This is a genomic window from Streptomyces sp. NPDC002623 (genome assembly GCF_053592635.1).
Genome location: NZ_JBSFWB010000003.1, coordinates 163,908 through 177,099, shown reverse-complemented (window position 1 = coordinate 177,099; position 13,192 = coordinate 163,908). Strand labels below are relative to the sequence as shown.

Sequence of the window (13,192 nt, the reverse complement as noted above, 5' to 3'; positions counted from 1 at the left end):
AGCAGTACAGAGCAGTACAGAGCGGCACGGAACAGGGGAGAGGGAAACACCGAACATGAGCGTGGTCCTTGATGTCATCTACATCGCGCTGATGGTCTTCCTCATCGTGCTCATCTTCCGGTTGGTCATGGACTACGTCTTCCAGTTCGCCCGCTCATGGCAGCCCGGCAAGGCGATGGTGGTCGTTCTGGAGGCCACCTACACTGTCACCGATCCACCGCTCAAGCTTCTGCGGCGGGTAATCCCGCCGTTGCGTCTCGGGGGCGTGGCGCTCGACCTGTCCTTCTTCGTACTGATGATCATCGTCTACATCCTGATCTCGATCGTGAGCCGGCTGTGAGCGATGTGAACTACCGTCTTGCCGATGCCGACGACTACGTTGAGGTGAAGAGATGCCGTTGACCCCCGAGGACGTGCGGAACAAGCAGTTCACGACCGTCCGCCTCCGAGAAGGCTATGACGAGGACGAGGTCGATGCCTTCCTCGACGAGGTCGAAGCCGAACTGACCCGCCTGCTCCGCGAGAACGAGGATCTGCGCGCCAAGCTGGCCGCTGCCACGCGCGCTGCTGCCCAGAACCAGCAGAACATGCGCAAGCCGCCGGAGCAGGACCAGCAGCAGGGTGGCATGCCGCAGCAGGGCGGGATGCAGCAGCAGGGCGGGATGCAGCAAGGCGGCATGCAGCAAGGCGGCATGCAGCAAGGCGGGATGCAGCAGGGCGGAATGCCCCAGCAGGGCATGCCGCAGCAGGGGATGCCTCCCCAGGGCATGCCTCCGCAGGGCATGCGCGGTCCCGGCGCTCCGGTGCCCGCCGGCATATCGGGCCCGCCGCAGCAGCAGATGGGTGGCCCCATGGGTGGCCCGCCCCAGCTGCCTAGCGGTGCGCCGCAGCTGCCCGCAGGTCCCGGCGGTGGCCAGGGTGGCCCGCAGGGTCCCGGTCAGATGGGTGGCCCCATGGGCCAGGGCCCGATGGGTCAGGGTCCGATGGGCCAGGGCCCCATGGGTCAGGGTCCGATGGGCCAGGGTCCGATGGGCGGCCAGCCCATGCAGCAGCAGATGGGTGGCCCGATGGGCGGCCCCATGGGCGGTCCGATGGGCGGCCCCGGTCAGGGCCCCGGTGGCGACAGCGCCGCCCGTGTCCTCTCGCTGGCCCAGCAGACCGCCGACCAGGCGATCGCCGAGGCCCGTTCCGAAGCCAACAAGATCGTCGGTGAGGCGCGTTCGCGTGCCGAGGGTCTCGAGCGCGACGCCCGTGCCAAGGCCGATGCCCTGGAGCGGGACGCGCAGGAGAAGCACCGCGTGGCGATGGGCTCCCTGGAGTCCGCCCGCGCGACGCTGGAGCGCAAGGTCGAGGACCTGCGTGGCTTCGAGCGCGAGTACCGGACGCGTCTGAAGTCCTACCTCGAGTCCCAGCTGCGTCAGTTGGAGACCCAGGCCGACGACTCGCTCGCTCCGCCGCGTACTCCGGCCGCGGCTTCGCTGCCGCCGTCCCCGGCGCCTTCCATGGCTCCGGCCGGCGCGAGTGCCCCGTCCTACGGCGGCAACCCGGGCATGGGCGCTCCGAGCCCGGCCGCTCCGTCCTACGGCGGTCAGCAGCAGCAGATGTCCCCGGCGATGACCCAGCCGATGGCTCCGGTGCGGCCGCAGGGCCCGTCGCCGATGGGCCAGGCCCCCTCGCCGATGCGCGGTTTCCTCATCGACGAGGACGACAACTGACGGCCACTAGTACGCCTTAGGCGTCGGCAGCGTTCAAAGGGCGGGACCCCGGATTTTTGATCCGGGGTCCCGCCCTTTTTACGCGTGTTGACGATGTTGACAGCGGTGACGACGGTGTCCAGTGGGAGACCTGGGCGGCACAACGCGGAGGGCCCGGCTCCCCTTGGGGGAACCGGGCCCTCCGTTCTTGCGCCCTTGCGCCCTTGCGCCCTTGCGCCCTTGCGCCCTTGCGCCCTTGCGCCCTTGCGCCCTTGCGCCCTAGTGGCCTTACGCCTTGCGCAGGCGGAAGGTCAGCGTCAGGCCCTCGTCCGTGAACGGGGCGCCGTACGTGTCGTCCGCCTCGCCCTGGGCGAAGTCCGTGGCGAGGACCTCGTCGGCGATGAGGCCGGCGTGACCGGACAGGGCCTCGACGGCTCCCGGGTCGGTCGCGGTCCAGCGCAGCGCGATGCGGTCGGCGACGTCGAGGCCGCTGTTCTTGCGGGCCTCCTGGATCAGTCGGATCGCGTCACGGGCCAGGCCCGCGCGGCGCAGCTCCTCGGTGATCTCCAGGTCCAGCGCGACCGTGGCGCCGGAGTCGGAGGCGACCGACCAGCCCTCGCGCGGGGTCTCCGTGATGATCACCTCGTCGGGGGCGAGGACGATCGTCTCGCCGTCGATCTCCACCGACGCCGTGCCCTCGCGCAGGGCGAGGGACAGCGCGGCCGCGTCGGCGTTCGCGACGGCCTTGGCCACGTCCTGGACGCGCTTGCCGAAACGCTTGCCCAGGGCGCGGAAGTTGGCCTTCGCGGTCGTGTCGACCAGGCTGCCGCCCACCTCGGAGAGGGACGCCAGGGACTCGACGTTGAGCTCCTCGGTGATCTGCGCGTGCAGCTCGCGGTCGAGGCCGTCGAAGCCCGTGGCGGCGATCAGGGCGCGGCGCAGCGGCTGGCGGGTCTTGACGCCCGACTCCGCGCGCGTGGCGCGGCCCAGCTCCACCAGACGGCGGACCAGGACCATCTGCCGCGACAGCTCCGGGTCGATCGCGGACAGGTCCGCCTCCGGCCAGGCGGCCAGATGGACGGAGTCCGGGGCGCCCGGGGTGACCGGCACGACGAGGTCCTGCCAGACCCGCTCGGTGATGAACGGGGTCAGCGGGGCCATCAGCTTGGTGACCGTCTCGACGACCTCGTGCAGGGTGCGCAGCGCGGCCTTGTCGCCCTGCCAGAAGCGGCGCCGGGAGCGGCGGACGTACCAGTTGGACAGGTCGTCCACGAACGCCGAGAGCAGCTTGCCGGCGCGCTGGGTGTCGTACGCCTCCAGAGCCTGCGTCACCTGGTCGGTGAGCGCGTGGAGTTCGGAGAGCAGCCAGCGGTCCAGGACGGGGCGGTCGGCCGGGGCCGGGTCGGCCTCGCTCGGCGCCCAGTCGGACGTGCGCGCGTACAGCGCCTGGAAGGCGACCGTGTTCCAGTACGTGAGGAGCGTCTTGCGGACGACCTCCTGGATGGTGCCGTGGCCCACCCGGCGGGCCGCCCACGGGGAGCCGCCGGCCGCCATGAACCAGCGGACGGCGTCGGCGCCGTGCCGGTCCATCAGCGGGATCGGATCCAGGGTGTTGCCCAGGTGCTTGGACATCTTGCGGCCGTCCTCGGCCAGGATGTGACCGAGACAGACGACGTTCTCGTACGACGACCTGTCGAAGACCAGCGTGCCGACGGCCATCAGTGTGTAGAACCAGCCGCGGGTCTGGTCGATCGCCTCAGAGATGAACTGCGCCGGGTAGCGAGACTCGAACAGGTCCTTGTTCTTGTACGGGTAGCCCCACTGCGCGAACGGCATCGAACCCGAGTCGTACCAGGCGTCGATGACCTCCGGCACGCGCGTGGCCGTCTTGCCGCAGTCATCCTGCGGGCAGTCGAAGGTGACGGCGTCGACGTACGGCCGGTGCGGGTCCAGCTCGGACTGGTCCTCGCCGGTCAGCGCGGTGAGCTCCGCGCGCGAGCCGACGACCGTGAGGTGGTCGTCCTCGCAGCGCCAGATCGGCAGCGGGGTGCCCCAGTAGCGGCTGCGGGACAGCGCCCAGTCGATGTTGTTGTTCAGCCAGTCGCCGAAGCGGCCGTGCTTGACCGTGTCCGGGAACCAGTTGGTCTTCTCGTTCTCCTGGAGCAGACGGTCCTTGACGGCCGTCGTGCGGATGTACCAGGACGGCTGCGCGTAGTAGAGGAGCGCGGTGTGGCAGCGCCAGCAGTGCGGGTAGCTGTGCTCGTACGGGATGTGCTTGAACAGGAGGCCGCGCTGCTGGAGGTCCTCGGTGAGCTTTTCGTCCGCCTTCTTGAAGAAGACGCCGCCGACCAGGGGGACGGATTCCTCGAAGGTGCCGTCGGGGCGGACCGGGTTGACGACCGGCAGGCCGTAGGCGCGGCAGACCTTGAGGTCGTCCTCGCCGAAGGCGGGGGACTGGTGGACCAGACCCGTGCCGTCCTCGGTCGTCACGTACTCGGCGTTGACCACGTAGTGGGTTTTCACGTCCGCCGGGAACTCGACCAGCTCGAACGGACGTTGATAGGACCAACGCTCCATTTCGGCGCCGGTGAAGCTCTGACCGGTGGTCTCCCAGCCCTCGCCGAGCGCCTTGGCGACCAGCGGCTCGGCCACGACGAGCTTCTCCTCGCCGTCGGTCACGACGACGTAGGTGACCTCGGGGTGCGCGGCCACGGCCGTGTTGGAGACCAGCGTCCAGGGGGTCGTCGTCCAGACGACCAGGGAGGCTTCGCCGGCGAGCGGACCGGAGGTGAGCGGGAAACGGACGTACACGGAAGGGTCGACGACCGTCTCGTAGCCCTGCGCCAGCTCGTGGTCGGAGAGGCCGGTGCCGCAGCGGGGACACCAGGGGGCGACGCGGTGGTCTTGGACCAGCAGGCCCTTGTCGAAGATCTCCTTGAGCGACCACCAGACGGACTCGACGTACTCCGGGTCCATGGTCCGGTACGCGTCGTCGAGGTCGACCCAGTAGCCCATGCGGGTCGTCAGGTCGGTGAAGGCGTCGGTGTGCCGGGTCACGGACTCCCGGCACTTGGCGTTGAACTCCGCGATGCCGTAGGCCTCGATGTCCTGCTTGCCGGAGAAGCCGAGCTCCTTCTCCACCGCGAGCTCCACCGGCAGGCCGTGGCAGTCCCAGCCGGCCTTGCGGGCCACGTGGTAGCCGCGCATGGTGCGGAAGCGGGGGAAGACGTCCTTGAAGACGCGTGCCTCGATGTGGTGGGCGCCCGGCATGCCGTTGGCGGTGGGCGGGCCCTCGTAGAACACCCATTCGGGGCGGCCCTCGGACTGCTCCAGGCTCTTGGCAAAGATCTTCTGCTCGCGCCAGAAGTCGAGCACCGCGTGCTCGAGGGCGGGCAGGTCGACCTGGGCGGGCACCTGGCGGTACTGCGTCATCGATCTTCCTCCGGCGGACGTACTGCCTTCCGTCGGAGGGACGAGAGCCTTGTTGCCTGTCTACGCCTTCTGCGGCGCGCTCCCGCGGTACCACCCTCCTTGGCCCTCCGGTGCGCCCTGCGCGCCGGTGAGCCCCCTCATTGGGGTCGCGATGCCGGTTCTACCAACCCTCGACGGGTCTTCTTCCGGCGGCTCCGGGGTGATCTTCGCGTCGTGCAGGCCCCCGGGCTTCCACCGTCCCCGGGTCGCTCTGGGCTGCGTGCGCCGCTACTCGTCCCCATCCATGCTTTTCGCTGCGCCCAGTGTACGGCTCCACGACGACGGCGGCCGACCGGTTTACGGGGCCTCCCGGCGAGGCGGGCGACAGGGGTCGAGATGCCCCGAATGGTGGTTGGATGCGGAGGTACGCGTGTTCGCATTCCGGGACGTCCGGCCCGGCGGATTACCCGGCGGGGAGCTGGGCACAACGGATGCAGGCTTGCCGCGTCGCGTGCGCGAGGCGGGCGAATCGGGCGGTGTGCCCCGTTGCCGCGGGCCCCAAGTCGATTTATCGTCCCAGCACGATTCGCGTGCAAGATCACAATATGTGAAGGGGCCGCGGCCATGGTGGCGAAGAAGACCGCCGTACAGCAGTCGGCGTCCGGCAGGTCCCCGAGTGCCTCCGGCGGCGCGGCCAGGGATGCGACCGCCGGGAGTGCGGGGAATGCGGGGAAGCGGGCGAAGGCCGAGAAGGCGGCCACTACGAAGAAGACCGTCGTGAAGAAGACCGCTGCGAAGAAGGCGAGCGAGGAGAAAGCGGTCGCCAGGAAGACGGTCGTCAAGGAGACGGTCGTCAAGGAGACGGTCGTCAAGGAGACGGTCGTCGAGGGGACGGTCGCCAAGAAGGCGGGTCCCAGGAAGGCGGCCGTCAAGGAACCGGCTGCGAAGAAGGCGACCGGGAAGAAGGCGGCGGCCGCGAAGGTCACCGGCAGGAAGGCGGCGGCCGCGAAGGTCGCCGGTGCCAAGGGCGTGGCCGCTACGGGTGCGGGCAGGAAGAACACGGCCAAGAAGGTGGGCGCGGCCTCGGCCGCGGAGCAGACGGGAGCCACGACGGTGGTTGCGAAGAAGACTCCGGGTACGGCCACGGCGGCGAAGACCGCCGTTCCCAAGGCACGCCTCGCCGCGGTGGAGCCGGGCGAGCTCGCGGTGCGCCCCGGTGAGGAGCCGTGGACGCAGGAGGAGGTCGAGGAGGCCCGCGCACAGTTGAGCTCCGAGATGGAGCGGCTGCGGGCGGAGCTGGCCTCGTCCGAGACGGCCCTGGTCGGCCTGATGCGGGACTCGGGGGACGGGGCCGGCGACGACCAGGCCGACACCGGCACCAAGAACATCACGCGCGAGCACGAACTGTCGCTGGCCGCCAACGCGCGCGAGATGCTGATCCAGACCGAGCACGCCCTGGAGCGGCTGGACGCGGGCACCTACGGGCTGTGCGAGAACTGCGGCAACGCCATCGGCAAGGCCCGGATGCTGGCCTTCCCGAGGGCCACGCTCTGCGTCGAGTGCAAGCAGAAGCAGGAGCGCCGGTACTGATCTCCTGGCTGCCGGGGGGCGTGCCGTACCCTCGTCCTCAGTCAGGTACCTAGGTTGAGGGACTCACGTGGCAGAGGCGGAGCGCGTCATCGGTACGCCGGACACCCCAGAAGCGGGTTCCGAGCCGGAGGAGTCGTCCGGCGCGGGCGAGCAGGAGGGCAGCGGGGCACGGCCCAAGGGCAAGCGCCGTATCGCCGTGCTGTTCACCGTGGCCGCGTTCGCGTACGTGCTCGACCTGGTCAGCAAGATGATCGTGGTCGCCAAGCTGGAGCACCACGCGCCGATCGAGATCATTGGGGACTGGCTGCGGTTCGAGGCCATCCGCAACGCGGGCGCGGCCTTCGGCTTCGGGGAGGCCTTCACCATCATCTTCACGGTGATCGCCTCGGCCGTGATCGTGGTGATCGCCCGGCTGGCCCGCAAGCTCTACAGCCTGCCCTGGGCGATCGCGCTGGGTCTGCTGCTGGGCGGCGCGCTGGGCAACCTCACCGACCGGATCTTCCGTGCGCCGGGCGTCTTCGAGGGCGCGGTCGTGGACTTCATCGCGCCCAAGCACTTCGCGGTCTTCAACCTCGCGGACTCGGCGATCGTCTGCGGCGGCATCCTGATCGTGCTGCTGTCCTTCAAGGGCCTGGACCCGGACGGGACCGTCCACAAGGACTGAGGGCTCGCCGAGGGCTCGTGGGCGAGCGGCGGACGGCCGGCCGGGCGGCGAGTGGCCGGGGGTGTCGGAGCTGTCCGGCATACTCGACGGGTGAGCACGATTCCCGAGATCCGTACCCTGCCCGTGCCGGACGGCCTGGAGGGCGAGCGCGTAGACGCCGCCATCTCCCGCATGTTCGGCTTCTCCCGCACCAAGGCCGCGGAGCTCGCCGCGGCGGGGAAGGTCTCGGTCGACGGCTCGGTGGTCGGAAAGTCCGAGCGGGTGAGCGGCGGGGCCTGGCTGGAGGTCGAGATGCCGCAGGCCCCGGCACCCGTGCAGATCGTCGCCGAACCGGTCGAGGGCATGGAGATCGTGCACGACGACGACGACATCGTCGTGATCGTCAAGCCGGTCGGCGTGGCCGCGCACCCGTCGCCCGGCTGGAGCGGCCCCACCGTCATCGGCGGGCTGGCCGCGGCCGGCTACCGCATCTCGACCTCCGGCGCCGCCGAGCGCCAGGGCATCGTGCACCGGCTCGACGTGGGCACGTCCGGGCTGATGGTCGTCGCCAAGTCGGAGCGGGCGTACACGTCGCTGAAGCGCCAGTTCAAGGAGCGCACGGTCGACAAGCGCTACCACACGCTCGTCCAGGGCCACCCCGACCCGACCAGCGGCACCATCGACGCGCCCATCGGCCGGCACCCCCAGCACGACTACAAGTGGGCGGTCACGGCCGAGGGCAAGCCGTCGGTCACGCACTACGACCTGATAGAGGCCTTCCGTGCGGCCTCTCTCCTGGACGTCAAGCTGGAGACCGGCCGCACCCACCAGATCCGCGTCCACATGGCCGCCCACCGCCACCCCTGCGTCGGCGACCTCACGTACGGCGCCGACCCGACGCTCTCCAAGCGGCTGCACCTGACCCGGCAGTGGCTGCACGCCGTGCGGCTGGGCTTCGAGCACCCCGGGGACGGGCAGTGGGCGGAGTTCGCCAGCGAGTACCCCGAGGACCTGCAGAAGGCCCTGGACCAGGTCCGCGAGGAGACCTACGGATGAGCGGGACGGGTCGGACGAGCGGCACGCGCGCGTACGCGGTGCGCGTCGCCGACGACCTCGCCGACCGGGAGGCCTGCTTCGCGGTGCGCAAGGAGGTCTTCGTCGGCGAGCAGGGCGTGCCCGAGGACCTGGAGTACGACACGCACGACGCCGACGCGGTGCATGTGCTGGCGGTCCGGGAGGACGGCGTGCCGCTCGGCACCGGGCGGCTGCTGTTCGGCGAGGCGGCCGCGGCCAGGACCGCCGGCGATCTGTCGGTGGGCTCGCTGGGGCGGCTCGCCGTGACCCGCGAGGCGCGCGGGCTGGGCGTCGGGGCGGCATTGGTGCGGGCGATCGAGGAGGCGGCACGCGCGCGCGGGCTCGCGGCGGTGGACCTGCACGCGCAGACGCACGCGCTGGGCTTCTACGAGCGGCTCGGCTACGAGGCGTACGGGCCGGAGTTCCCGGACGCGGGTATTCCGCACAGGTCCATGCGGCGTTCTCTCTAGCCCGCTGCGCCGCGTGCGACGCTGGAGGTCTGGATGTCTTTGATCGTCTAGATCGGAGCGCTGACCGTGGATCAGTTGGCCCTGCTGTTCGTGCTGTTGCTCGGGGCCGTCGTGAGCGTCCCGGTCGGGGACCGGCTGGGGCTGCCCGCGCCGGTGCTCATGACACTCCTCGGGATCGTCCTCGCGGTGCTCGACTTCGTGCCCAACGTGGAGATCCCGCCGGAGCTGATCCTGCCCCTCCTGCTGCCGCCGCTGCTGTACGCGGCGGTGCGGCGGACGTCCTGGCGGCAGTTCGCGGCGAACGTGCGGCCGATCTTCCTGCTCGCCGTGGCACTGGTGTTCGTGACGACGGTCTGCGTGGCCGCCGTGGCCCATGCGATCGTGCCGGGGCTGCCGATCGCCGCGGCCGTCGCGCTGGGGGCGCTCGTGGCGCCGCCCGACCCGGTGGCCGCCACCGCCGTCGCCGGACAGCTGGGGCTGCCCCGCCGGCTGGTGTCCATCCTGGAGGGCGAGGGGCTCTTCAACGATGTGACGGCCATCGTGCTGTACCACGTCGCGATCGCGGCGGCCGTGAGCGGGACGTTCTCGCCGTGGCAGGCCGGACTCGACCTGGTGCTGTCCGCCGTCGTGGCGCTGGCGGTGGGCGTGGTGCTCGGCTGGGGCGCGAACAAGCTCCTGGACGTCCTCGGCGACACGACGCTGCAGATCGGCCTGACCCTCCTGGTGCCGTACGCCGCCTATGTGCTGGCGGAGGAGTTCCACGGCTCCGGCGTGCTGGCCGTCCTGACCACCGCGCTGTTCCTCGCCGAGTACGCCACCGACCCCGACGACGTGCTGACCCGGCTGGCCGGTCACAGCTTCTGGGACATCATCGACACGCTGGTCACGGGCGTCGCGTTCGGGCTGATCGGCCTGGAGCTGCACATCGCGATCCGGACGGCGTCCGGGCGGTGGCAGGAGATGCTCGGGTGGGCCGGCGTGATCGTGGCCGTGGTCGTCGTCGTACGGCTGTTGTGGCTGCTGCCGGCCACCTGGCTGACGCAACGGCTGCATGCCCGGCAGGACCACCTCGAGGACATTCCGACGAACTGGCGGGAGACCGTCGTCATGTGGTGGGCGGGGATGCGCGGGGTGGCCTCGGTGGCGCTGGCGCTGGCCGTTCCGCTGAAGACCGACGAGGGGACGGCCTTCCCCGACCGGAACGAGATCATCTTCATCGCGTTCGGCGTGATCATGGCGACGCTGGTCCTGCAGGGACTGACCCTGCCGTGGCTGGTGAAGCGGCTCGGCGTGCGGGCGGACACCGACCGGGAGAAGGCGTTCGAGAAGGAACTGGCCGTGCGGGCGGCGAAGGCGGCGAAGCGACGGCTGCGGGAGATCGAGGCCGAGGAGGACCTGTCGGACGAGCTCTCCGAGCAGATGCTGCGACGGGCCTTCGACATCGGGCTGCGGATCAGTCCGGACGTCGCCGAGGACGAGCGGCTGGAGGGGCACGAGCACCGCGTGCGCAGGCTGAAGCGGGTGCGCCGCATCCAGGGGGAGATGCTCAGCGCGGCCCGCCACGAGGTGGTGGCGGCCCGCAGCGAGCCGGGCGCCGATCCGGAGATCGTCGACCGCGTCCTGCGGCACCTGGACGTGCGCAGCCTTCGGTGATCTCCCCGGCGTTCATGGCGGTCGTGTAAACCGCGACGATCTCCGTCGATGCGTCTGGTTACGTTCGGGGCATGGCACGCAATGTGGTGATCAGTGGTGGCGGTACGGGAATCGGGCTGGCGGCGGCGCAGGCCTTCGCGGCGGACGGGGACCGGGTGCTGCTCCTCGGGCGGCGGGCGGACGTGTTGGCGAAGGCCGGGGTGGACGGGGCGCTGACCTACGCCGCCGACCTGAGCGAGCCGGAGGAGGTGCGGGGGCTCGCCCGGTTCGTCGGGGAGGAGCTCGGGACCGTCGACGTGCTCGTCCACAGCGCCGGGGGCGCGGGGCATCTGGAGCCCCCGAGCGGCAGCGACGATCCGCTCGACCGGGTCGCGCACGACTGGACCGTCAACTTCCGGAACAACACCCTCTCGGCGGCCCTGCTCACCGAGGCACTGAAGGACCGGCTGGCAGCGCCCGGCGGTCGGATCCTGTTCGTCGGCTCCATCGCCGCCTACCGGGGGTCCGGCAGCGGGGCGTACGGCGGCGCCAAGGCCGCGTTGCACCCGTACGCCCGTGATCTCGCCCGGGAGCTGGGGCCGCGGGGCGTCACCGTGAACGTCGTCGCCCCCGGGTATGTCGAGGACACCGGATTCTTCGGGGAGGCCATCGACCCCGCCCGGCGCGAGCGGCTCGTCGGCGAGACCCTCACCGGGCGGGCCGGGACCCCCGGGGACATCGCCGCCACACTGCACTGGCTGGCCTCCCCGGGCGCCGGGCACGTCACCTCACAGGTGGTCCAGGTCAACGGGGGCGCGGAGCGGGGCAACTGACGCTCAGCGGCCCGTCCGCGGCGGCTCGTGGGCGCGGCGGGGAGCGCCGTCGGGGGAGGCGGACGACGCGGAGGGGGACTGGGCCTGGCCCGGGAGGCGGCCCGGGGGCAGGGCCGCGTCCGCGGTGTTGACCCTCGGGAGCGCGTACGGGTGCTCCTTCGACAGCCAGCGGATCATCTGCTCGCGGACCGTGACCCGCACCTTCCAGATGTCGTCCGCGTCCTTCGCCGTGACCAGCGCCCGTACCTCCATGGTGTTCGGGGTGGTGTCCGTGACGTCCAGGCCGCAGGCGCGACCGTCCCAGGCCGGGCACTCGCGCAGGATGTCGCGCAGCTTCTCGCGCATCGCGTCCACCGGCGCCGCGTGGTCGACGTGCCAGTAGACGATGCCGGTCATCTGCGGGGTGCCGCGCGACCAGTTCTCGAAGGGCTTCGAGGTGAAGTACGACACCGGCATGGTGATGCGGCGCTCGTCCCAGGTCCGCACGGTCAGGAAGGTCAGGGTGATCTCCTCGACGGTGCCCCACTCGCCGTCCACCACGACCGTGTCGCCGATGCGCACCATGTCGCCGAAGGCGATCTGCAGACCGGCGAAGAGATTGGCGAGCGTCGACTGGGCGGCGACACCGGCGACGATGCCGAGGATCCCGGCCGAGGCCAGCAGCGAGGCCCCCGCCGCCCGCATGGCGGGGAACGTCAGCAGCATCGCGGCCACCGCCACCACGCCTACGACGGCCGACACCACCCGCACGATCAGCGACACCTGGGTCCGCACCCGCCGCACCCGGGCCGGATCGCTCTGGGCGCGCGCGTAGCGCGAGTACGACGTCTCCACGACCGCCCCGGCGATCCTGATCGTCAGCCAGGCCGCCGACCCGATCAGCACCAGGGTGAGCAGCCTGCCGACGCCGACCCGGTGGTTCTCCAGCAGCTGAGCCTGGTCGTACGAGCCTCTCAGCAGCGCCGCGCACAGCACCAGCTGGTAGGGGATCCGGGCGCGGCGCAGCAGGCCCCACAGGGACGTACCGCCGTGCCGGGCGTCGGCCTTGCGCAGCAGCAGGTCGGTGGCCCAGCCGATGAGCAGCGTCAGTACGACCGAGCCGCCGACCACGATCACAGGGCGGAGCAGGTTCTCCATGCCCTCGAACGTAACCGGCTGGAGGGGCCTTGAACATGTGACTTCCGTGCAGAACCGTGCGCACGGCGTTGTCAGTGCCGGCTGGCACCATGGGCGCATGAACATCATGCTCTTTCACTCGACCTACGGCCTGCGGCCCGCGGTGCGCGCGGCGGCGGACCGGCTGCGCGCCGCCGGCCACGAGGTGTGGACCCCGGACCTCTTCGAGGGGCGCACGTTCGACACGGTCGAGGAGGGCATGGCGCACAACGAGAAGATCGGCAAGGACGAGCTGCTGAGAAGAGCCGTCCTGGCCGCCGCGCCCTACTCGGAGCGCGGGCTGGTGTACGCGGGGTTCTCGCTGGGCGCGTCGATCGCGCAGACCCTCGCCCTCGGCGACGCCGAGGCGCGCGGCCTGCTGCTCCTGCACGGCACCTCGGACCTCGCGCCGAACGTCTCGGCGCCCGACCTGCCGGTGCAGCTGCACGTCGCCGAGCCGGACCCGTTCGAGACCGACGACTGGCTGAGCGCCTGGTATCTCCAGATGGGCAGAGCGGGCGCGGACGTGGAGATCTACCGGTACGCGGGCGCCGGGCACCTGTACACCGACCCCGACCTGCCCGACTACGACGAGGAGGCCGCCGAGGCCACCTGGCGGGTGGCGCTCGGCTTCCTCGAAACCCTGTGACCGGCGAAACCCTGTGACCGGCGAAACCGTGTGACGGGCGA

11 protein-coding genes are annotated in these 13,192 nt (G+C 70.9%); 9 read left to right on the top strand and 2 right to left on the bottom strand.

What is annotated here, in order from left to right; all coding sequences use genetic code 11:
- The first annotated feature begins 55 nt into the window (after nucleotides 1–55).
- The gene (locus ACWD4O_RS06510) at nucleotides 56–340 is read left to right on the top strand and encodes a YggT family protein (protein ID WP_037668845.1); all 285 of its coding nucleotides are present in this window, start codon (nucleotides 56–58) and stop codon (nucleotides 338–340) included.
- 52 nt (nucleotides 341–392) lie between these two features.
- Nucleotides 393–1,715, top strand: a complete 1,323-nt coding sequence (locus ACWD4O_RS06505) for a DivIVA domain-containing protein (RefSeq protein ID WP_451278023.1) — start codon at nucleotides 393–395, stop codon at nucleotides 1,713–1,715.
- Nucleotides 1,716–1,982: 267 nt separating this feature from the next.
- Here ACWD4O_RS06505 and ileS read toward each other — a convergent pair whose 3' ends face one another.
- Nucleotides 1,983–5,126 carry an isoleucine--tRNA ligase gene (ileS, locus tag ACWD4O_RS06500; protein WP_451278021.1) on the bottom strand — a complete coding sequence of 1,048 codons (3,144 nt, stop codon included), beginning with the start codon at nucleotides 5,124–5,126 and terminating at the stop codon, nucleotides 1,983–1,985.
- A gap of 603 nt (nucleotides 5,127–5,729) precedes the next feature.
- Here ileS and ACWD4O_RS06495 point away from each other — a divergent pair.
- The 6 genes from ACWD4O_RS06495 to ACWD4O_RS06470 all read left to right on the top strand — a co-directional run bounded on the left by ACWD4O_RS06495 (nucleotide 5,730) and on the right by ACWD4O_RS06470 (nucleotide 11,347).
- Nucleotides 5,730–6,695, top strand: a complete 966-nt coding sequence (locus ACWD4O_RS06495; protein ID WP_451278019.1) for a TraR/DksA family transcriptional regulator — start codon at nucleotides 5,730–5,732, stop codon at nucleotides 6,693–6,695.
- A gap of 67 nt (nucleotides 6,696–6,762) precedes the next feature.
- Complete coding sequence (lspA, locus tag ACWD4O_RS06490; RefSeq protein WP_451278017.1) at nucleotides 6,763–7,359, top strand: signal peptidase II; 597 nt, start codon at nucleotides 6,763–6,765, stop codon at nucleotides 7,357–7,359.
- A gap of 90 nt (nucleotides 7,360–7,449) precedes the next feature.
- Nucleotides 7,450–8,394, top strand: coding sequence for an RluA family pseudouridine synthase (locus ACWD4O_RS06485; RefSeq protein ID WP_451278015.1), 945 nt, complete (start codon nucleotides 7,450–7,452; stop codon nucleotides 8,392–8,394).
- Nucleotides 8,391–8,882 carry a GNAT family N-acetyltransferase gene (locus ACWD4O_RS06480; protein ID WP_451278013.1) on the top strand — a complete coding sequence of 164 codons (492 nt, stop codon included), beginning with the start codon at nucleotides 8,391–8,393 and terminating at the stop codon, nucleotides 8,880–8,882. Before ACWD4O_RS06485 ends, ACWD4O_RS06480 begins: the two co-directional genes overlap by 4 nt.
- A 66-nt stretch (nucleotides 8,883–8,948) precedes the next feature.
- Nucleotides 8,949–10,535, top strand: coding sequence for a Na+/H+ antiporter (locus tag ACWD4O_RS06475; RefSeq protein WP_451278011.1), 1,587 nt, complete (start codon nucleotides 8,949–8,951; stop codon nucleotides 10,533–10,535).
- A 71-nt stretch (nucleotides 10,536–10,606) separates the two neighbouring features.
- Nucleotides 10,607–11,347 carry an SDR family NAD(P)-dependent oxidoreductase gene (locus ACWD4O_RS06470; RefSeq protein ID WP_451278009.1) on the top strand — a complete coding sequence of 247 codons (741 nt, stop codon included), beginning with the start codon at nucleotides 10,607–10,609 and terminating at the stop codon, nucleotides 11,345–11,347.
- A 3-nt stretch (nucleotides 11,348–11,350) separates the two neighbouring features.
- Here ACWD4O_RS06470 and ACWD4O_RS06465 read toward each other — a convergent pair whose 3' ends face one another.
- Nucleotides 11,351–12,484: a mechanosensitive ion channel family protein gene (locus ACWD4O_RS06465; RefSeq protein WP_451278007.1), complete on the bottom strand. Its 1,134-nt coding sequence runs from the start codon at nucleotides 12,482–12,484 to the stop codon at nucleotides 11,351–11,353.
- Between the two features lie 97 nt (nucleotides 12,485–12,581).
- Between ACWD4O_RS06465 and ACWD4O_RS06460 the strand changes: the two genes are divergently transcribed.
- Nucleotides 12,582–13,151, top strand: a complete 570-nt coding sequence (locus tag ACWD4O_RS06460) for a dienelactone hydrolase family protein (protein WP_451278005.1) — start codon at nucleotides 12,582–12,584, stop codon at nucleotides 13,149–13,151.
- The last annotated feature ends 41 nt before the right edge of the window (nucleotides 13,152–13,192 follow it).